General features: G+C 36.0%; 15 protein-coding genes, 1 tRNA gene and 1 other annotated feature. Of the genes, 12 read left to right on the forward strand and 4 right to left on the reverse strand.

The features are described from left to right. Positions 1-15: 15 nt before the first annotated feature. The 6 genes from P0092_RS21815 to P0092_RS21840 all read left to right on the forward strand — a co-directional run bounded on the left by P0092_RS21815 (position 16) and on the right by P0092_RS21840 (position 9,555). Positions 16-726, forward strand: coding sequence for a glycosyltransferase family 2 protein (locus tag P0092_RS21815; RefSeq protein ID WP_004620932.1), 711 nt, complete (start codon positions 16-18; stop codon positions 724-726). Positions 727-749: 23 nt separating this feature from the next. Continuing rightward, the gene (locus P0092_RS21820) at positions 750-1,094 is read left to right on the forward strand and encodes a DUF2304 domain-containing protein (protein ID WP_004620933.1); all 345 of its coding nucleotides are present in this window, start codon (positions 750-752) and stop codon (positions 1,092-1,094) included. Between the two features lie 59 nt (positions 1,095-1,153). Next, positions 1,154-1,357: a binding site (T-box leader), on the forward strand. A 64-nt stretch (positions 1,358-1,421) separates the two neighbouring features. After that, a complete protein-coding gene (gene leuS, locus P0092_RS21825) occupies positions 1,422-3,866 on the forward strand; it encodes a leucine--tRNA ligase (RefSeq protein WP_004620934.1) in 2,445 nt (814 codons plus the stop codon). A 133-nt stretch (positions 3,867-3,999) separates the two neighbouring features. Further along, the gene (locus tag P0092_RS21830; RefSeq protein ID WP_004620935.1) at positions 4,000-4,566 is read left to right on the forward strand and encodes an accessory gene regulator B family protein; all 567 of its coding nucleotides are present in this window, start codon (positions 4,000-4,002) and stop codon (positions 4,564-4,566) included. A 615-nt stretch (positions 4,567-5,181) separates the two neighbouring features. After that, entirely contained in the window at positions 5,182-6,234 is a 1,053-nt protein-coding gene (locus tag P0092_RS21835; protein WP_276187020.1) for a sensor histidine kinase, read from the forward strand. A gap of 87 nt (positions 6,235-6,321) precedes the next feature. After that, on the forward strand, positions 6,322-9,555 hold the full coding sequence (locus tag P0092_RS21840) for a DEAD/DEAH box helicase (protein ID WP_004620938.1): 3,234 nt from the start codon (positions 6,322-6,324) through the stop codon (positions 9,553-9,555). A 163-nt stretch (positions 9,556-9,718) separates the two neighbouring features. On the opposite strand, the gene P0092_RS21845 is transcribed toward P0092_RS21840, so the two are convergent. Both P0092_RS21845 and pepF read right to left on the reverse strand, forming a co-directional pair. Next, positions 9,719-10,834 carry an aminopeptidase gene (locus P0092_RS21845; protein WP_004620939.1) on the reverse strand — a complete coding sequence of 372 codons (1,116 nt, stop codon included), beginning with the start codon at positions 10,832-10,834 and terminating at the stop codon, positions 9,719-9,721. Between the two features lie 39 nt (positions 10,835-10,873). Further along, on the reverse strand, positions 10,874-12,679 hold the full coding sequence (gene pepF / locus P0092_RS21850) for an oligoendopeptidase F (RefSeq protein WP_004620940.1): 1,806 nt from the start codon (positions 12,677-12,679) through the stop codon (positions 10,874-10,876). 226 nt (positions 12,680-12,905) lie between these two features. Here pepF and P0092_RS21855 point away from each other — a divergent pair. Further along, a tRNA-Arg gene (locus tag P0092_RS21855) sits at positions 12,906-12,982 on the forward strand. A 183-nt stretch (positions 12,983-13,165) separates the two neighbouring features. Beyond that, positions 13,166-13,363, forward strand: coding sequence for a DUF6199 family natural product biosynthesis protein (locus P0092_RS22085; RefSeq protein WP_004620941.1), 198 nt, complete (start codon positions 13,166-13,168; stop codon positions 13,361-13,363). Between the two features lie 94 nt (positions 13,364-13,457). Here the strand turns inward: P0092_RS22085 and P0092_RS21860 are convergent, their stop codons facing one another. After that, on the reverse strand, positions 13,458-14,399 hold the full coding sequence (locus P0092_RS21860; protein ID WP_004620942.1) for a DUF1848 domain-containing protein: 942 nt from the start codon (positions 14,397-14,399) through the stop codon (positions 13,458-13,460). A gap of 273 nt (positions 14,400-14,672) precedes the next feature. Here P0092_RS21860 and P0092_RS21865 point away from each other — a divergent pair, with 273 nt between their 5' ends. The 4 genes from P0092_RS21865 to P0092_RS21880 all read left to right on the forward strand — a co-directional run bounded on the left by P0092_RS21865 (position 14,673) and on the right by P0092_RS21880 (position 20,675). Further along, entirely contained in the window at positions 14,673-15,611 is a 939-nt protein-coding gene (locus P0092_RS21865; protein ID WP_004620943.1) for an RCC1 domain-containing protein, read from the forward strand. A gap of 205 nt (positions 15,612-15,816) precedes the next feature. Further along, a complete protein-coding gene (locus P0092_RS21870; protein ID WP_004620944.1) occupies positions 15,817-16,971 on the forward strand; it encodes a hypothetical protein in 1,155 nt (384 codons plus the stop codon). 433 nt (positions 16,972-17,404) lie between these two features. Next, positions 17,405-19,465, forward strand: a complete 2,061-nt coding sequence (locus tag P0092_RS21875) for a sugar-binding protein (RefSeq protein WP_004620945.1) — start codon at positions 17,405-17,407, stop codon at positions 19,463-19,465. Between the two features lie 166 nt (positions 19,466-19,631). Beyond that, positions 19,632-20,675, forward strand: coding sequence for a LacI family DNA-binding transcriptional regulator (locus P0092_RS21880; RefSeq protein ID WP_004620946.1), 1,044 nt, complete (start codon positions 19,632-19,634; stop codon positions 20,673-20,675). Between the two features lie 217 nt (positions 20,676-20,892). On the opposite strand, the gene P0092_RS21885 is transcribed toward P0092_RS21880, so the two are convergent. Then, on the reverse strand, positions 20,893-21,318 hold the full coding sequence (locus tag P0092_RS21885; protein WP_004620947.1) for a hypothetical protein: 426 nt from the start codon (positions 21,316-21,318) through the stop codon (positions 20,893-20,895). Positions 21,319-21,385 lie beyond the last annotated feature (67 nt).

The following is a 21,385-nucleotide window of genomic DNA, read 5'->3' on the forward strand; positions in this document are numbered from 1 at the left end:
GCTTCGGAGGAATAAATGGAAAGTATAATAATAATACCTGCTTACAATGAGCAGGATAATATTCTTGATGTGATAAATGATATTGAGCAAAATGCTCCAGGGTATCATTATATGGTTATAAATGACGGTTCAACGGACAAAACAGGATTAATATTGCGGCAAAACCACATTCCCCATATTAATCTTCCCTTTAACATAGGTATAGGAGGAGCTGTTCAAACCGGCTATAAATACGCCTTTGAAAAAGGCTACGATATAGTTATACAGTTTGACGGCGACGGTCAGCATAAGGCCTCCTTTATAACTGAAATGATTAATATTATTGAAGATGGAAATGCAGATATGGTTATTGGCTCAAGATTTTTGGATAAGAAAGGCTACCAATCTACTTTTATCAGACGGTTGGGCATAAAGTACTTCCGTTTTTTGATATGGCTGTTGTCAGGGTCGGGAGTCACGGACTCAACTTCCGGCTTCAGAGCCTGCAACAGAAAAATCATTGAGCTATTTTCAAAAAACTATCCTCAGGACTATCCCGAACCGGAATCCATAATGATTTTAAAACAAAAAAAATTAAGAGTAACAGAAGTTCCTGTAGAAATGAAAAAAAGGGCCCGTGGAAATTCTTCAATAAACAGGTCTCTGTCCGTTTACTATATGGTCAAAGTTACACTGGCAATAATTTTGAGCCGCATGAGACCTCGCATAAGACGGTTTTCTAATTAAATTTTCTTACGGAAGGTAAAAACATGAACATACGGTTACAGATAAGTATTCTTCTTATAGGTTTTATTTTACTTACATCAATACTAAAGATGGTACAAAAAACAAAGCTGGACCTCAAGTACAGTATTCTTTGGATTGTATCCTCTGTAATGTTTATAATCATTGCTGCTTTCCCTGTCATCCCTCATTGGGTTGCAGACCTAATAGGAATAATCGAACCTGCAAATGCAGTATTTTTGGTACTTATTCTATTTGAGCTGGGTATAAACCTTAACCTTACCATAACCATTTCCAAACAGACCAACAAGGTTAAAAATATGGCACAGTATATTGCCCTGATGGAGAACCAAAACCGTGAAAAAAGTTGAAATAATCAAACTATTATGATAATCTAATATAGATTGCACTGTAAAATAATTAATTTGTTATTAAAGTTATGAAGCGGAGTAGTAAAAGAAAATTTAGTCACTAAAGAGAGCTGCATACTTGGTGAAATTGCAGTTGACTGCGTTCTTTGAACTCGCCGTGGAGCTGCTGATATAAAATTCAGCCGTAGGTCTTTCGTTACAAGACTTTTGAGTGAGCCTCCAAGGCTAACAAGAGTGGTACCGCGGATTAACCCGTCTCTTTTATTAAGAGACGGGTTTTTATAAGTTATTGATATTGATACTAAATATAATAAAGGAGTTGATTAAATGCCATACTCTGCAGATATAGATAGCAAGTGGCAAAAAAAGTGGGAAGAAACAGGTATCTACAAGTTCAACCCCGAAAATACAGACAAGAAACTATACTGTCTGGAGATGTTTTCTTACCCATCAGGGGCCAATCTTCATGTAGGTCATTGGTACAATTACGGTTTGACTGATTCTTGGGCCAGAATGAAAAGAATGCAGGGATATAACGTGTTCCACCCTATGGGCTTTGATGCCTTCGGACTTCCTGCAGAAAATTATGCAATAAAAACAGGTATTCATCCACAAGACTCTACTCTTAAAAATATCGAGACAATGGAAGGCCAGCTCAAGGAAATGGGCGCTACCTTTGATTGGGATTATGAAATAAAAACCTGCATGCCGGACTATTACAAATGGACACAGTGGTTGTTCCTTCAACTGTATAAGAAAGGTCTTGCCTACAGGAAAAATGCACCTGTTAACTGGTGTCCGAAATGCAATACCGTTCTTGCAAATGAGCAGGTGGTTGACGGATGCTGTGAAAGGTGTGACACAGAGGTAACAAAGCGCGACCTTACTCAGTGGTTCTTTAAAATAACCAATTATGCTCAGGAACTTCTGGACAAGCTGGATACCATTGATTGGCCTGAAAAAACAAAAAAAATACAGACCAACTGGATAGGACGTTCAGAAGGCGCTGAAATAGCCTTCAAGGTTGCAGACACTGATATTGAATTTCAGGTCTTTACCACCAGAGCTGATACCCTTTATGGTGTAACATATGTTGTTCTGGCTCCTGAAAATCCCATAGTTGAAAAAATAACAAAACTTGAATATGCAGAAGCTGTTGAAAAGTATAAAAATGATACCAAAAAGCAGACTGAAATAGAAAGACTTTCAACAACAAAAGAAAAGACTGGTGTATTCACAGGCAGTTATGCCATTCACCCCATCTCAGGAGAAAAAGTACCTGTATGGATTGCAGACTATGTTCTTGCAAGCTATGGTACAGGATGTGTAATGGCTGTTCCATCACATGATGAACGCGACTTCGAATTTGCAAAAAAATACGACCTGCCTATTAAGAGGGTTATAAAGAGTGTCGATGGCTCAAATGACGAGCTTCCGTACTGTGAGTACGGTGTTCTGGTTAATAGTGCAGAATTTGACGGTGTTCCCTCTGCTGAGGCGAGAACAGCTATAATTAAAAAGCTGGAAACTGACGGCAAAGGAAGTTTGAAGATAAACTACAGACTGAGAGACTGGCTTGTTTCAAGACAAAGGTACTGGGGTGCACCTATTCCTATAGTATATTGTGAGCACTGCGGTGAAGTAGCCGTTCCCGAAGAACAACTTCCTGTGGCTCTTCCTTACAATGTTGAGTTTAAGCCTGACGGAGAATCTCCACTTAAAAAGAGTGATGAATTCATAAATACCGTATGTCCTAAATGTGGTGCTCCCGCAAAGAGGGACCCTGATACACTGGATACATTTGTTTGCTCGTCATGGTACTATCTCAGATATCCTGACAGCCAGAACAATGATAAACCATTTGACACCGAATGGATAAACAAGATGCTTCCCGTTGACAAGTATGTAGGCGGTGCAGAACATGCGGCAATGCATTTGCTCTATGCGAGATTTATAACCAAAGCATTGAGAGATTTGGGCTTCCTCAATTTTGACGAACCCTTCCTGTCACTTGTACATCAGGGTACTATTCTTGGTCCGGATGGAAACAGAATGAGTAAATCCAGAGGAAATACCATTTCACCTGATGATTATGTAAGAAAGTACGGCTCCGATATATTCAGAATGTACCTTGGTTTCGGATTCAATTATGTTGACGGCGGGCCATGGAGCGATGACGGAATAAAAGCTATATCAAGATTCGCAAGCAGAATTGAAAGGCTCGTTGAAAGTCTTGCAGAGCAAAAGTCAAAGGCTTCCAGAACTGATATGGACAAGGATGACAAAGAGCTTAACTATGTCCGTCACACTGCTATAAAAGGTGTTACACAGGATACCGACAGATTCCAGTTCAACACTTCAATATCACGTTGTATGGAACTGGTAAACGCACTTTACAAGTATGACGCAGAAGTTAAAACTAAAAACATAAAGCTTTTTGAGGAAACCATCAAAGATTTAGTAAAGCTTGTATCACCTTTTGCGCCGCACTTTGCAGAAGAGATGTGGGAACAGCTTGGCTTTGAGTATTCTGTATTTAATCAGAATTGGCCTGAATTTGATGAAAAAGCATTAGTTAAAGACACAATAGAGCTGGCAGTCCAGATTAATGGTACAGTCAGGGGCAAAATAGAGGTTGCTGCCGACGCTGACAACAGTGAGGCGGAAGCTGTTGCTTTAGCTGATGAAAAAATAAAGCCGTTCCTTGATGGAAAAGAAATTAAGAAAGTAATAGTAGTAAAAGGAAGACTTGTTAATATAGTTGCTAAATAATAATAACTTAAAATACAATAAGAGATATTCCCCTATCAGATTGTCTCTTATTGTATTTTTTTGATATTTACTGTAAAATACTCTCATAATATGATAATATTAACTTATAATATCATGGGCGGAGAGCATAATTATGAATATTACTTTTTATAGAAAGCTTGCATACAAAGTAGCTGATTCAGTCACAAGGAATGGGCAGTACACAGAGACGGAGATTAGCAATATTCGTTACGGACTGGTATGTATCTTTTCAGATTTGTATAAAACCCTTCTATACTTATTAATATTTACTGTTTTCTCTCTGACAAAGGAATTTGTATTAGCGTTTATTGCTTTTCTTCTGATTCGGCCCTTTCTGGGGGGTTATCATTTCAAAAGCGAGTTTGTATGTATTATAATGTCATTCCTAACCATGGTGATAGCTATATTTGCAGGTAAAATAATTATAATCCCCTTCTACATACAGTTGGTGCTTATTGTATTGCTTCCGATTCTGGGGTTTTTAATTACACCTGTCAAAGACAAACAAAAAAAAGAAGACCGGAAAAGAACAGGGATATTAACAGGAGTAATTACAGTTCTACTTCTACTGTCAGACTGTTTCTGTATGCCCGATAACATAATTATCTGGTCTGTTATAGAAGTTTATGCACTATCTGTATATCAACTACTAATTATCAAATATTTGCATAAAATGTAATATATTTTGTAAAATATATTGACTTTTCCTGTAGAATGTTAGAATATTAAGTTGAGATTTAAAAAAATTTTTTTAAGGAGTGATTCTGATGAGAAAAAATTTGTTAAAGTCAGTTGGGAAAGTATCATTAATAGTTACAGGTTTGATTACCGGGGCAGCTTCTAAAATACTATGGTTATATCAACCCGAAAAGTAATTTGATGAATTGATTTCTTTGGAATTTTGCTCTAATAATTAGAGTTTTCCTCTAATTATTAGAGTGTTTCTTTGTTTTTACATTTTAAGTTAAAGATGGGATAATCGTCCTCTGGAAGGATGTGTAAATTGGTGTGTATGTTGCATATAAGGTCTTTTTTACTGTTATTGACTGTTGTTGAAGGTTTTATTTTTATATTAGCTTTTTATCTTCTGTCAGGCCAGCGTAAATTCATAAAAAATAATTATATACGGATTGCCTGCTTTGTATGTATTTATACAATATATACTTACTGGATTACCAAGTTTTTGCCGTCAGGGCTGCATTCAATTTTAATTGCATCCCTTACATGCTTTATTCTAAATTATATACTAAACGGAACTCTCCTAAAAAGTTTTGTCAAAGTCCTAATTATTTTTTTGGGAATAGCTATTATAGAAAGTCTCATTGGTCTGGCATGTACGACCATCTTAGGTAAGCCAATGTCAGATTTGATTCACAACACAGAATTACTGTTAGGTTTAGGTGTTATAGCAAAGCTGATTCAAAGTACTATTGTATTAATATTATACAAGTCCCACGAAGGATTTTCCTGGTTGAAGGACGGAAATCCCTATCAGTCCAGATACAAGCAAACTCTTATAATGATTTTTGCAGTACTGTTCTTTATGATAGGAACAAATATTTATATTTCCAGAGACCCTCAAAATCTACTTCTATATAATATTTTTACCTTTGTTATATACATAGTTCTAATTATTTCAATGCTCTCTGCCTTTCGAGAAGGTTCAAAGCTTGAAATTCTCCATTATGCAAATGAGCTTAAAAAAGAAAACGTATTTCAGTTGATTTCATTTAACGAAATGGTGGCTAAAGAAAGGCATGAATATAAGAACCATTTAAATACTATATACGGTCTTTGTACCTTAAACAGACCTGATTTAAGTGAAAAGGTCAAGCAATATATAAACAATTATGCAAACAACAGCGAGACCACGAATATAAACGTAGGTTCAGGTAACGACTTTGTTGACGCTATTATCAGTGTAAAATATAATAATGCTCTAAAGAAAGATATAGAAGTTCTTGCAGACTTTGAAGAACCTTTATCAAATGCAGTAATAGATGAAGATACCGCTGTTACTGTTATATCAAATATAATAGATAATGCTTATGAATCTATCTTAGGAATAGATAGGGAAAAAAAGTTTATTCGTCTTGAAACGTATATCGACAATGATATTTACCATATGTCTATCTGCAACAACGGCCCCATGATTCCCGAAGCAATTATCAAGAAAATATTCAGTGCAGGTTATTCTACTAAAGAGAATTCCTCCAAAAAAAGAGGCTTCGGACTTAGTATAGTACAAGCACAGTTAGATAAATGCGGAGGCAATATCCATATTGACAGCAGCGAAGAAATCACAGAATTTCTCATAACTCTTAAAGTAAAGAATCAAGTAAACTAATTAGTTATTTATGCAAAAACTACACATTCTTCTTCAAATTGGTTATAATAATATGATAGCTTATTTTATTATACTTTGGAGAAAATGATGTTTAAAATTTCTAAAGACACTATTTATTATTTATCTACACCCATGAGATTCAAAAAGGGCATGGACTATTTCAGGGATAAGCGTATCAAATCCTTGTCTTTTAATCAAGATATGCTGCTGTTTGACGCAACAGTTTTGGGAACTCGCCCGTACAATGTACAGGCGCAGTTTGCCAAGTCCGGTAATCTCACTGATTATTCATGCACCTGTTCAGATTTTGAAAAGACAGGAAAAGGCTGCAAACATATTGCTGCCGTTCTTTTTTTAATTAAAGAAAAGGACGAGCAGGGCTTTTTTAATTCTTCCGTTCAAAAGAAAGCCGCAAAAGATATTTTTCAGTTTTTTTCAGATAAAGGCTCAGGTGTAAAGCTTCCCATTAATGTTGAATATAATCTTGAAATTATCAGCAGAAGGTTCTCAATCCCCAAAAAAGGGCCTATTGCCTCATTGTCCCTTCGTATAGGTACTGACAGGTTTTATGTGGTCAGGAATGTACGGCAGATGCTGGAAAGCCTTAAAACAGGGACTGAGCTTATCTTCGGGAAAGGTTTTACCTTTGACCCTGCTATATACGGCTTTAAGGATAATGACAAGCCTGTTATTTCATATCTTCAGGAAATATGGCAGAACGAAAATTTATTGCACTATTTTACAGGAGAATTAAGTAAGTACAGCACTTTTATTGATAAAGACATTTTCCTCTCTGAAGCAGCCCTTAAAAGACTTCTTCAGCTTTTGCACGAAACCCCTTTTAATGTAATAAACAATAACATTAAAATCCAGAACGTTGTAATACAAAATGAGGATATTCCTTTAGAATTCACATTAACAGGAAACTCCTCATCCATAGATTTGAATATAGACACCAAATTACCTCTTCACCAGATAACCTCCGACTCTGAATATTTTTTATACGGTGAAACAATATACAGGGTATCGGAGGCACAACGCAACTACTTTAAACCCTTTTTTACCTATATGCAGCAGGAGAATATTAATCGTATAACCTTCATTGAAAAGGATAAGGAGCGTTTCTTCTCGGAGGTACTTCCTTATGTTGAAAAAACAGGTCGGGTATACATAGATGAAAATGTTCAGGAAATGGTACAGCGAGTGGACTTCGAGCCTGAAATTTATCTGGATAAATATGAAGATATAATAACTGCTGATGTCAAATTTAAATATGGTGAGCGTATAATCAATCCTTTCTCCGCCTTTGGAGATACCGCTACTCTGGGTAAAATTCTCGTACGGGACATGGAAAAAGAGGGTATCATTGTCGACTTACTGGGCGAAAGTGATTTTAAGGTTAACGGTAATAGAATATATCTGGACGAAGAAGAAAAGATATTTGATTTTGTAAATACAATTGTTCCAAAACTACAGGAGTATACACAAATATTCTATTCCGACAGCTTTAAAGCAATGACCATAAAAAGGCTCCCTTCATTCTCAGGGTTTTTAAGGCTGAATACACTGAACAACTTTCTTGAATTCAGCTTTGATATGGAAGGCGTAGACCGTGATGAGCTATCATCTATATTTCAAAACGTAAGAGAAAAAAAGAAATACTTCCGCTTGAAAAGCGGAGCGTTTCTGCCTCTTGATTCTGAGGGCCTCTTAACTATGTCTGAAATAATCGAGCAGCTTGAGCTGTCAGGGGATGATTTGGACAGTGAACTGGTTCAGCTTCCTATGTACAGGGCCTTCTTTATAGATGGAATGCTTAAAGAAACGGAAATGAAGTTCTTTGAGCGCAACAAGGCCTTTAAAGACTTAGTTCATGATATTCACGAACCTTCTGAGACCGAATTTCAAATTCCCCAGGCCCTGAAAGGTACCCTAAGGAATTATCAAAAGCTTGGCTTTAAATGGCTTAAAACTTTGTCAACCTATGGTCTTGGAGGAATTCTTGCTGATGATATGGGTTTGGGAAAAACCTTGCAGATTATTACTCTGCTGCAGTATGATAAAAACGTTTCAGGCCCCGCAACGTCCATAGTAATTGTTCCTACATCCCTTATTTACAACTGGTGTTCTGAAATTGACAAATTTGCACCGGACTTGAAAATAACTGCTGTTGTAGGAAACAAAGCAGAACGCGAGGAACTAATAAAAGCCGCCGCGGACTCAGACTTAATAGTCACATCCTATGCCCTCATCAGACGTGATATTGACAACTATAAAGATTATATGTTCAGATATTGTATACTGGACGAAGCTCAACATATTAAAAATCCCGGGTCTCAGGCTGCTAAAGCCGTAAAGCAGCTCGTATCCCAACACAGGTTCGCACTTACCGGAACCCCTATGGAAAATAACCTTACCGAGCTGTGGTCGGTTTTTGATTTTATTTTGCCGGGATATTTACGTTCTCACGGAAAATTTGTTGAAAAGTTTGAATCACCTATTTCAAAAGGAGACAGTACAGCTCTGACCTCCCTGAGCAAACAATTAAAACCTTTTATACTCAGAAGGCTCAAACAAGATGTTCTCAAGGAGCTACCGGAAAAAATTGAGCATATTATTCAGGCAGACCTTACAGAAGAACAGAAAAAGCTATATATTGCTTATCTTGAGCAAGCTAAAGGAGATATTTTCAAGGAAATAAACCAAAATGGCTACGAGCGCAGTCAAATAAAGATTTTGTCAGTTCTTACACGATTAAGACAGCTATGCTGCCACCCTGCCCTGTTTGTAGACAACTATGAAGGTGATAGCGGTAAGCTGCTGCTGCTAAAAGAAATAGTAGTGGACTCTCTAACCTCCGGCCATAGAATACTTCTGTTCTCGCAGTTTACATCAATGCTGGCGATTATACGGCAGTGGTTGCAGGAGGATGGAGTAGACTATTTGTACCTTGACGGGTCGACTCCTGCTGAGGAAAGAATGAAGATGGTTAAAAACTTTAATAACGGGCAGGGTCAGATTTTCCTTCTGTCTCTCAAATCGGGAGGAACGGGCTTGAATCTGACGGGTGCGGATACGGTTATCCATTATGACCCTTGGTGGAATCCGGCTGTAGAAGATCAGGCAACAGACCGTGCCTACCGGATAGGACAGCTAAAAACCGTTCATGTAATGAAGCTGGTTACACACGGCACCATAGAAGAAAAAATATTGCGTCTGAAAGATAGGAAAAAGCAGTTGGTGGATGCAGTTATCCAATCGGGAGAAACCCTTATAACCAAAATGACTAAAGAAGAATTGACGGAACTTTTTGAGTTATAAAAATAAAGGGTTATGCAAGATTAAAGTCTTTTCTAGCCTGTACGTGAGTATAAATTGTATCAATGGAAGCAATCATTGATACAATTTTATACGGGAGTACAGGCGTCAAAAAGAAAAACTTTCTGTTTTGCAACAGCCCTTTGTCTATATAAATACACTTTTTCTATTTCAAATTATCAGGATTTAGTCCCTGTAGTTCTTCCGGTACAAAGAGTCCGTCTTTTCTAATGAGTTTATCATCAAACCATATTTCTCCCCCGCCATATTCAGGCCTTTGAATAAACACAAGATCCCAGTGTATTGAAGACTTATTTCCATTTGGGCACTCATCGTAACAGCTGCCGGGTGTAAAATGAATACTTCCTCTTATCTTTTCATCAAAGAGTGTGTCCTTCATAGGAGTTTCAATGAAAGGATTAACGCCTATTGCAAACTCCCCTACGTATCTTGCTGCTTCATCAGTATCAAATATTTCGTTGATACGCTCGGTATCGTTTGATGTAGCTTTAATAATCTTTCCATCCTTGAACTCAAGACATATATTCTCAAAAGTTACTCCCTGATATACCGCAGGGCAGTTGTAGGATATTACACCATTTACAGAATCCTTTACGGGGGCAGTAAATACCTCTCCGTCAGGAATATTCATTTTGCCGTCACACTTTATTGCAGGCAGTCCTTTAATGGAGAAGGTCAGATCTGTCCCTTTCCCTGTAATTCTTACCTTGTCGGTAGACTCCATTAGTTTTACAAGTGGGTCCATAGCCTTTGACATTTTTTTATAATCCAAATTGCATACATTAAAGTAAAAATCTTCAAAATATTCAGTTGGAGTATTAGAAAGCTGTGCCATTGAGTGGGTAGGATATCTCATTACACACCATCTTGTGTGTTCTACACGCTGTTCCGAATGTACAGGCTTTGAAAACAGTGACATGTATATTTTCATCTTATCAGAGGGAACGGAAGCCTTTTCGCTTACGTTATCCCCTGACCTGATGCCGATGTAAGCATCCATGTCTTTCATCCTTGCCAATTCATAGCGGGCCATATCCTTTACTTGTTCTTCTTTACACTGTTCAAGGAGTACTCTTTCCAATTCCGGATTCTTTATTGTAAGGTATGGAATTGCTCCCACCTTGTATGCTTCACGGATTAAGGCTCTTGATAACGGAACCTCATTACCGATATTCTCAATAAGGATTTTCTCGCCTTGCTTTAGTTCACATGAGTAGTTAATCAAATTAAATGCCAGTTTTTCTATACGTGGATCGTTCATTACTATAGCCTCCGTTTGTTTTATGTTAATTAGTGTATATTATACTAAAAGTTGCTCCAATTCTTCCAGAGTTTTTTCAAATACGTTTAATGCATCCTGAATAGGTTGTGGTGATGAAAGGTCCACACCTGCTATTTTCAAAAGCTCAATAGGATAGTTTGAGCCTCCGCCTTTAAGGAACTCTAAATATTTATCAACTGCCGGCTTGCCTTCCTTGTATATTTTTTCAGCAATAGCAGTAGCGGCTGAAAAGCCTGTAGCATACTTGTATACATAAAAACTGCTGTAGAAGTGAGGAATTCTTGACCACTCCATTGCAATTTCTTTGTCAACATTAACTGCTTCACCAAAATACTTTTTGTTCAGGCTATAGTAAATATCACAAAGCTCCTGTGCGTTCAGTGCCTCTCCCTGTTCTGTCTTTTGGTGTATAAGCTTTTCAAATTCTGCAAACATTGTCTGTCTGAATACTGTTCCCCTGAACTCTTCAAGATAATGATTCAGTAAATATGCCTTCTCTTGCTTGCTTTCAGATTTCGATAACATATACCTCATTAGCAATGATTCATTTACCGTTGATGCAACCTCTGCAACAAATATCTTATACTGTGAGTATACATAAGGCTGAGTCATATTTGTATAGTAAGAATGGAGCGCATGACCCATTTCATGTGCCAGAGTATACACATCATTTATATTATCCTGATAATTAAGCAGCACATAGGGGTGGGTTTTGAAAGCTCCCCAGGAATATGCTCCGCTGGTTTTGCCCTGATTTTCATAAATATCAACCCAGCCTGAATCAAAACCATTTTTAAGATATCCGATATATTCCTCACCCAATGGCTTTAATCCCTCTTCTACCAGCTTCTTACCTTCCTCATAGGTAACTTTCTTGTCATATTCTTCAACCATGGGAACATACAAGTCATACATATGAAGTTCATCCAGCTTCAATACTTTCTTTCTCAGCTTTAAATACCTATCCAGCAGATGCAGATTTTTATTTACTGTTTCAATTAGATTATCATACACCTCTACAGATACATTGTCGTTATCAAGTGATGCTTCTAATGAAGATGGATACTTTCTTACAACGGAGTAAAACCTGTTTTTCTTTACATTTCCCGTAAGTGAGGCACCCAAGGTATTTTTCATTTTGTCATAAGTACCGTACACAGCTTCAAAGGCATCTTTTCTTACTCTCCTGTCCCTGCTCTCCAGCATTGTTGAATATCTGCCCTTTGTAACTTCTACATCCTCACCTTTTTCATCCCGAATATGAGGAAATTTTATATCTGCATTGTTGTACATGGTGAAAATATCACCTGCTGTATCAGATATTTCAGTTGAGAGAGCAAGTATCTGTTCTTCCTTTTCAGATAAAATATGCTCCTTTTGTCTCAAGTTTTCCTGTACCATAAACATGTACAAGGAAAGCTCTTTGTTTGAATTAATAAAAGACAGGAGCTTGTCTTCGGGTATTGCCAGCATCTCAGGGATTATAAATGAAATTGCGGTATAAACCTCTGTACCAAGGGTAGAAGCTCTGTCCGTCAATGCCTGATAGGTTGAATTTCCGTTGTCCTCATCTCTTTTCATTCTTGCATAAACAAATACCTTGTCATTCAGGGACAGCAGCTCATCGCTTTTCTTAAAGCAGTCAAGAAGTGTATCTGCACTATTCCCAAGCTTCCCCTGGAAGTTTCCCATTTGTGCCGCTAAATCCTTTACTGCCTTAAAGTCTTTTTCCCATGAATCTGTATCCTTATATATATCCTCAAGTTTCCATTTGAACCTGTCCTCAATATCTTTTCTCTTTGGCAGTGTCTTTCCTGAAGCCATTTTTCTACCTCCGCTTTTCTTATATAATTTTGGTCGCCTATAATTCTATTCTCTATAATACTTAATATCTCACTATATCTAATAATTATAAAACAACCTATAATTCTTTTCCATGCATTTCCTATATAAAGTTATTTATACGTATGCTTTTAAAATAAAAATAGCCTTGAAATGTTCAAAATTTTTTAGTATACTATGATAGTTGTCAAAAGGAATTTTTTATTATGCGCCCGTAGCTCAGTAGGATAGAGCGTCGGTTTCCTAAACCGCAGGTCGCACGTTCGAATCGTGTCGGGCGTACCAGAAGAGCTTACAATCCAAATGGTTGTAAGCTCTTCTTTTTGTAGTACATAAGCTATAAGCACTAATATATATTGAATATGTTGACTCGTTTCTTCAAGCAGATATAAAAAAATTGTTGCTGTTTAGCGCAATGTCGAACTATGTTATAATCAAATAAGCAATGTTTATAGGAGGAATACGAAGTTGATTATTCTTGGAATTATACTGACTGTTGTAGGCATTTTAATGTTGGTCCGTCCAACTTTAGTATGGAGCATTACAGAAAGTTGGAAATCGAGTGATGCGACTGAGCCATCGAATTTATATAAATTATCCATAAGATTTGGTGGAATCATGTGTACTCTTGCTGGTGTCGGCTTAGTAATTGCATTAAATTTGTAGCAGAAATGATTTTATAATTTGGACATTTTCCCCTCCAATTTTTCTTTTAGAGGGAACTATATATGTTTGATAATAGTAATAAGAGGATATTACCCTAATCGTTAAATAATGATATTTGATTTATTTTTAAAGATTTTATCTCCCTTTCTTTAATTTTATCAATTTCACTTAACTGACTACATAATAATGGAGATGTTTTATCGTATACTTGATGATTTTTAATTAAACTATTAGCATTATGATTGGCATAGCAATATTTACAACCATTAAAACAAGTATTATACATTCCAATATCAATGCTTGATACACAACCGCACTCTAACCTCTGATTATTATCTTTAACAACATTAAGTTTGTACCCTAGTATTCTTTCAATTAATTTATCATCAATACATTTTGCATGACTTATATTAAGGTCTTTTAAATCTAAGTCTTCAGCACATGTATCCATTTTAAGTCCATATCCAAATGCGATTTTAGATAGTTCTTGTGCAATATGAATTTTTTCCTCGTTACCTATACACTTAACATTAAGTTTACCAATGCTATTCTTGATATTTTTATAGAAATCTATAAAACTTATGGTACACTTCTCCGTATAATCTTTTAATTTACTTGCTAATTTATCAAAATAATTAACATGATACTCGATTGTATACTTTGAATTCAGCAAAATTGGATCATATCTCCATATAACCTTTTCTGCACCAATTTTTTCTGATAATACTTTAAAGGTTTCAATAACCTCGCAACTCTTTGATGGTATATTTTCCTCTATGTCCTTACTGTAAGAGTTAAGTGTAAACTGAAAATAATATTTATAATCTTTGAGTTCATCTAACCTTTCAATCATTGGCTTAGGATTTTTCGTCCAAAAAACAATACAATCAACTACCTCTGGTGATAGTTTTATTTTGCTTACCTGATGAGCGTTCATAGGATTTCTAACTAGTACGTATTGTTCTTTTATCCTATTATAAAACCAATCAGAATAATATGTGGGTATATCAGTTCGTCTGCTGGCACTTATTATCATTTACTAATACACCTCCTGTATGTTATCAAAATAACGTTTATACATCTTACCGGGATAACAATTTTACTGTATTTTATCCCTTAGGTAAATAAAATAGTCTCTATCCCTATCTAAACCACAGGTCAGTTACATTCTGAGCGTGTTGGGTGTACCAAAGAAAGCTTGTGCCACTTGGGTTATAAGCTTTTTGTATTTCACAGCTTTATCTTGCAAATATATACATTATATAATAAAATACCCTTTGTCTAACACACATTTAGGAGGATAAAATATATGAATTCAAGGAAATTCTTTTCTGCACTAACTGTAATAATGGTTATACTCAGCTTATCAATCAGTACTTTTGCTGCCGCAACCAAATATCCATCAGTAATAGGCGGTGGTAATGAAGTGTACTTTACCACAAGCGACGGTAAATTATATGTTACTCAGCCTAAGAGCAATAATCTGGTTCAAGTTAAAAAAGTAACTAATGTAAAAATGGCTGCAGATGATGTTTACTTTGGTCTGTGGGTTATGGATAAATCAGGATATGTGTACTATTATCAGGATGATCCTGATCACGTTGGTACTTACCCTACCAAAAAGAAGCTTGATAAATTGGGTACTGTAAAATCTATTAGTATAGGTTCTGAAGGAATGTATGCCTTAAAAACTGACGGATCAGTCTGGGGTGTTAACAACAAGCTTCAAGTCTTTAAAGTAGAAGGTCTTTCTGGTGTAACCAGTATATCAATAAAAGATTTTGATATTATAGCTCTTAAAAGCGATGGAACAGTTTGGCAGTGGAGTGATGATGCCGTTATAGCAGATTTTGCTAAAAAGAAGCCCCTAACTCAAATTACTGCGTTGAAAAACGTCAAGCAAATCTCAGCGGGAGCCAGTAATGGCTTAGCACTAAAAAAGGACAATACAGTTTGGCAGTGGAGTTTTGATAGTGAAGGCGCTCCAAAGCCGGTGCAAATAAAAGGTTTCACAGGTGCAAAATCAATTGAAGCCGGAAGAATGGAAGGTTATGTAATTGATGGTGCCGGAAATGTGTGGACTTGGAAACAATGGGGTGCTAAGAAGAATTCACCTTCTAAAATTAAAGGGTTCACACAGATTGTCAGTATGGTTGCCAGTGGTAAAGACTCTTATGATGGATTTTCAAACGGTCGTTTAGTTGCTTTTGATAAAAACAATAAATTTAAAATATATAATGTTGATTAATAATTTTTAAAATTGGATTAGAATCCTTTAGGCCATGGGGGCGGAAAGTAGCTCCCATGGTTTTTTGTTTGCTTCAAATTAGTGTTGCCTTCAATAACAATTCATGCACCACTCCTTCGCATTATAATTGACAATAATTGTCAATTATAGCATAATAGATTCATTGTTCTAAATGTAATAATTTTACAGAAAAGGGGAGTTACTTTTGATAAAAAGAAAACTAAAATTAATTGCAGTTGTTTTGTGTATATTTTCATTCATGATTTCTTCAGTATCAGCTGCCTATATTCCTAGTGATGCTGCTACACTTCAGACAATGTCAAACGGGGGAAATACATATATTTATTCGGATAATCCTGAAATGCTGTGGGACGGTACAACATCAAATCCCGGTTCATGGGTAAACAATTTCAGTGGAAGGTCCGGTGCCTATACTATTGAACAAGCCCTTACATCCAATACAATGTATGATGCATACTTCTATCATATAAACAAAACCCAAAGTAAAACAATAAAGGTTGGTGTGTATTTGTATACCACCTCCGGTACTGCAACAGCTACTATATATAACAAAAAAGTAGTGAGCAAGGACAATTCATCCTTAACAGATGATGCCATGTGTGCTAGCGTAGAAACAGGTTATCAGCAAAGTACCAATTACCAGACGCTAAACATAACAACAGATGGAACTTTTATTGCTTATGATACGATCAGCCCGCTTAAATTAATAAACGGACATGTTATGTTTAAAACAACATCAAGTAATATTAAATGCAGAATAGTATTTCTTGATTCAACTTCATCTGTAAATCCCAAAACATTTGGAAAAGCAACTGCCATGTCCTCTGGTGTAACCGGACTTTTCCCTTGTGATGTTAAATATGTAAGTTATAACTATAGCAACGTTGCCCCAAGTGGAAAACATGGCTTTTATTTAGCTCTTGCTGGTTCTGCAATGGGAAATAATGCAGGGGAATATGATACCGGTTTAAACACAATAAACGGCAACACCGAGTTACAGGGAAACTATGGCATAGTATATAATATGGTATTAAGCGGCTGTGCCGGAAAAACCATTAGAATAACTGCTGATTGGGATTCTATTTGGAGTTCATCAAGTGGAACTTGGTGTGTTTGCGAGACATTTGCTTATTGTCCTGGAGGTTCAACCAGCTCATGGACCTCTCAAAGAATACATAGTATTTATAATAAGAGAGATTCAACTAACACCAAAACAGCATATACAGGGTCAGAACCTACATATATAGATGTTCCTGTCCCTGCCGGAGGTAACAGTTATAATTTCAAGTTTATTTTACCGGGTTCTAATTTTGGAAATGTATATTTCCGCATTATATAACTAATAGACAAAAATCAAATAAAAAGTTAATTACATTTAGAATTATTGCTGCAAATAATAAAATAAAAAAAGGTGTATCCTCTGCGGTGCACCTTTTTTGCTATTTCGTTTTATCACAAAAATTACAATTATAAAAGCTTAAAATCGCACTTTTATGCTATACACATTATGTATACTTCTGCATATTGACATCATTAGAGGGATGAGATACAATTGCAATATGGCTGCTAAAACGATATTGCAATCTGGGATGAGTGATAAAATTGAGTTTAGACTTAAAACGATTTAAAATACAAGGGAAAAATTTAACCCCCCCAATCTTCTATAATGATTTAAATAGGTAATAATGTAAAACATTTTACAATAATTTATAATCTACCACTTTCCCAGTCAAACGGCTGAAATGGTAACTTTTTTAAGGAGGAAGTATTTTATGGGTAAAAAGAAATCTCTAAAACGCTTTATTACAATCCTAGCTGTTTTCTCAATGGTATTTACGAATTTACTTGGTTCGTGGTCCGGCGTATCTGCAGCTGCTACAAAAAGTAATCCTGCATTTAAACAAGCAGCTCCTAAAGAGCTGACAGTGGGTCAAACCTTTACTTTTGATATTATCAATAAGCAGGCAGGCGCAACTTACCAGTGGAGCACCAGTAACAAGTCAATAGCTTCAGTAACTCAGAAAGGTCAAGTTAAGGCAATAGCAGCTGGTACTGCAACAATTTCCTGTAAAATAACAAAAAACAAAAAGGCTACTACCCTTAATGCAAAAGTTGTTGTTAAGAAAGCAGCTACAAAGCCTGTACAACCTACTAAAGTATTGGTAGATAAAAATGGATTTGATTCAAAAGGAAGAATGGTTGCTTATTTTGGCTCACCTGTTATTGACGGAAAAATAGACGGTGCATGGAGCAAGGCACAAGTAGTTACACCTAAAGTTGTTACCCCAAAAATGACAACCAAAGCCACTTTCAAAGCTTTATGGGATGATAATGCTATTTATTTACTTGCAGAAGTAAAAGACAAAGACTTAAGCGTAAAATCCGGAACTCCATATATGCAGGACTCTATGGAAATCTTCTTGGATGAAAATAATGATAAAACTCAAGAATACGGCCTTGATGATTTACATTTCAGAGTTAATCTTGAAAATTCACAGTCCGTGGATACAGGAGATGCCGGCAGATTCTATACTGCAACTACTAAAGTGAAGGACGGCTACATAGTAGAAGCAAGAATTGCTCTTAAAACAAAACCATCAAACAATAAAGTACTGGGAATAGAACTACAGATTAATGATGCAAAAGGTACTGAGAGAATCGGTACTATAAATCTTTTTGATTCAACAGGCAGTGCATGGAACAATACCAAAACCTTCGGTGAAGTATTACTTACAGGCAAGACTAACGGAGCAGTTAGCGGACTTAATCCGTATGAACTTATAAAATTAGTAGAAAGCAATCAAAACCTTGATTTCACACTTTATAAAAATGCAAATATAGTAAAAGACGCTGTTAAAGCTGCTCAAAAGGTAATTGCTGATAAAAAATCTACTCAAAAGCAAATTGATGCTCAATATTCAGCAATAAAAGCAGCAATTGGCAAATTGGTTCTCACTGATGAGGCTGCAAATGAAAAATTCTTTAAAGCAGTTCCGGACAAATATAGAACAGAAACCAGTAAACAAGGTTCTATTGTCAGCTTAGAGTACTCGGCTGATAATCTCAAAAACGGAAAAGACCTTAAGAAGATGAATGTATATCTGCCTTACGGTTATGATGCTGCCGATAAAAGCAAAAAATATAACGTTTTATATTTGATGCACGGCGGTGGTGAAAATGAAAATCTTCTCTTTGGAGGACCTGGTCAGAACAAAGAGTTGAAGAAAATCATAGACAATATGATTGCAAATGGTGATATTGAACCGCTTATTGTTGTAACACCTACATTTTACGGTGGAAAAGACGATACTGCACTCTTCCATGAAGAATTAATGAAAGATATTGTTCCTATGGTAGAAACAAAGTATAATACCTACACAAAATCATCATCTTTGGCAGACTTAAAAGCTTCCAGAGAGCATAGAGCCTTCGGTGGATTTTCCATGGGTTCAGTAACAACCTGGTACACATTTATTAATTGTCTTGACTATTTCAAATATTATCTACCGTTGAGCGGAGATTGCTGGGCATTAGGTGATAAATCCGGAAGCGAAAAAGCAACGCTAACTGCTGAATATCTGGCAAAGGTTGCAAAAGATTCAGGTTATAAGCCACAGGATTATTATCTGTTCTGTGCTACAGGCAATCTGGATATTGCATATCCTAACTTGAAGCCACAGGTAGATGCTATGAAGAAACTAAAGGATACCTTCATTTATTCCTCCGATACAAAAAAAGGTAACTTTTACTTCATAGTAAGCGACGGCGGAACACATGCTTGGAACTGGGTTAACCAGTATATTTATGACATTTTACCTGATTTATTTAAATAAGAAAATACATATCTCCTCATAAATATATGTATCTCATATTCGACACAAGAAAAAGCACCCAATAATAGGGTGCTTTTTCCACAATATAAGCATTTGTCTAAATATTCCTTTTAATTCCCTTTAACATTGTGATACTATGTTAATATATTTCCTTTAGGAGTGTACTATGGCTAATGCAAATATTAAAATAATTGCTGAAAAAACAAAGCTTTCAACGGGTACTGTATCCATTGTTCTAAATGGACGCGGCGATAAAATGCGCATTTCCCAAAAGACTCAGAATAGGGTATGGGAAGAGGCAAAATTATTAGGCTATAAACCAAATATATATGCACGTCGCTTACGTAATCAGTCCGCAGTTAATTCCGCAGCAATTATTGGTATTCTGTGGCCTTCTGTATTTTCTTCAGAATTGATTGTAAACTTCTTTGAAGGAATTCAAAATAGCATTTTAAAGGATAAATTAAACGTAGAAGTTGTATTTAAACCTTATCAATATTCGGAAATAAGCAACATGGAAGATATATTTGAAAATCAGTTGTTTAACGGGGTAATAATTGTTGGTGCCTCTGACAGCGATATTGAATATTTATATAAGATAAAATCCACAATGCCAATAATACTGTTTAACAGGCAAAATGATAAATTTAGCACAGTATGTATTGATAATTACACTACAGGTGAAAAAGTATCCCGATTATTTGCAGCAAGGGGACATAAAAAGGCAGGCCTAATTTCACCCAATCTTTTATCACGGAACTTTAGCATGAGAAGAACTGGCTTTTTGGATGGGTGCCAAAAATATGGAATTACTGTACTCCCTGAGCATATTATTAATGAAAGTATTGACTTAGAAGGCAAGTATCGAAGTGCAGAAAAACTTATTAAGTCACAGCCTCTTCCTTCTGCACTTTTTTTGCTTGTATCCGGCTATAGTATTGAAGTTTATTCGGTTTTGCAAAAAAATGGTATACGTATTCCCGAGGACATTGAAATTATAGGTTGCTCTGACATCGTTTCAAGCCGTATTTTGAAGCCAAGTATGACAGTCTTAGATCTGCCTATACAAAAAATGGTAAAGAAAAGTTTGCAACTAATTTTAGATATGATAAACGGGTATATACGAGAACCTCATAACATTTTTGAGGAAACGCATTTTATATTTCGTGAAAGCTGCGGAGGATTTCCTGACTCTCAGCCGGCTACATAAAAATACATATTAAGGAGTTCGTTTTGAGAATAAGCTGGATACCAATATTAGCTTTTACCCTATTAGCTTTAAGCTTTTTTGTACCAAAGTGTTTACAAAGCCGGCTATCACCCCGCCAATTCACCTTGGTAAAAAGAAGCCTATTGGCGGTACTTGTGGTATTAATTATATATTGTATTTTTAGTATATATTCTCATCCCATTAGACATATCTAGGTTTACTTCTTTTTAACAATATACGTAAACTTCCACACGGCCGAGTTACCCGAATACCTTCCTCTGTTTTCTACAACTGTGACATTAGCTGTGTATTTAGCACTGGCGTTTGCTTTTAATTTACTTACTGAAACTGTAATAGTCTTGCTCCCATAGTCAGGGTAGCTGTCATCCTCTTCTGCCATTGAAACAATAGTAATTTTACCATTTGGTGATGTAGATATTTCTATTGTTTGCCCCTCATAAATCGACTTTTTATTAACTGTGGCACCATATGACCATTCATTGCCTACATGATTGTTTTGTACGCAAACGACGGATTGCAAGGTGATATTTACTTTGGTACTTGAAGCACTGTAGACACCAGATGTGAAAAGCGGAAATATGAGTACTATTATTAATAAAAAACTGATAAGCCTCTTGTTCAATTAAATCAACCCCATTTAAGCAAAATAATATGTTAATATCAAAATAATAACATATTAATACTTAACA

It is taken from the genome of Ruminiclostridium papyrosolvens DSM 2782, assembly GCF_029318685.1.
Lineage (GTDB): Bacteria > Bacillota > Clostridia > Acetivibrionales > DSM-1351 > Ruminiclostridium > Ruminiclostridium papyrosolvens.

Bases quoted from the DNA above. Each gene is read 5' to 3' on its own strand.
- P0092_RS21815 (WP_004620932.1), top strand. From the start codon at position 16: ATGGAAAGTATAATAATAATACCTGCTTACAATGAGCAGGATAATATT.
- P0092_RS21830 (WP_004620935.1), top strand. From the start codon at position 4,000: ATGAATATTACTTTTTATAGAAAGCTTGCATACAAAGTAGCTGATTCA.
- P0092_RS21860 (WP_004620942.1), bottom strand. From the start codon at position 14,399: ATGATAATAAGTGCCAGCAGACGAACTGATATACCCACATATTATTCT.
- leuS (WP_004620934.1), top strand. From the start codon at position 1,422: ATGCCATACTCTGCAGATATAGATAGCAAGTGGCAAAAAAAGTGGGAA.
- P0092_RS21865 (WP_004620943.1), top strand. From the start codon at position 14,673: ATGAATTCAAGGAAATTCTTTTCTGCACTAACTGTAATAATGGTTATA.
- P0092_RS21845 (WP_004620939.1), bottom strand. From the start codon at position 10,834: ATGAACGATCCACGTATAGAAAAACTGGCATTTAATTTGATTAACTAC.
- P0092_RS21880 (WP_004620946.1), top strand. From the start codon at position 19,632: ATGGCTAATGCAAATATTAAAATAATTGCTGAAAAAACAAAGCTTTCA.
- P0092_RS21840 (WP_004620938.1), top strand. From the start codon at position 6,322: ATGTTTAAAATTTCTAAAGACACTATTTATTATTTATCTACACCCATG.
- P0092_RS21875 (WP_004620945.1), top strand. From the start codon at position 17,405: ATGGGTAAAAAGAAATCTCTAAAACGCTTTATTACAATCCTAGCTGTT.
- P0092_RS21820 (WP_004620933.1), top strand. From the start codon at position 750: ATGAACATACGGTTACAGATAAGTATTCTTCTTATAGGTTTTATTTTA.
- pepF (WP_004620940.1), bottom strand. From the start codon at position 12,679: ATGGCTTCAGGAAAGACACTGCCAAAGAGAAAAGATATTGAGGACAGG.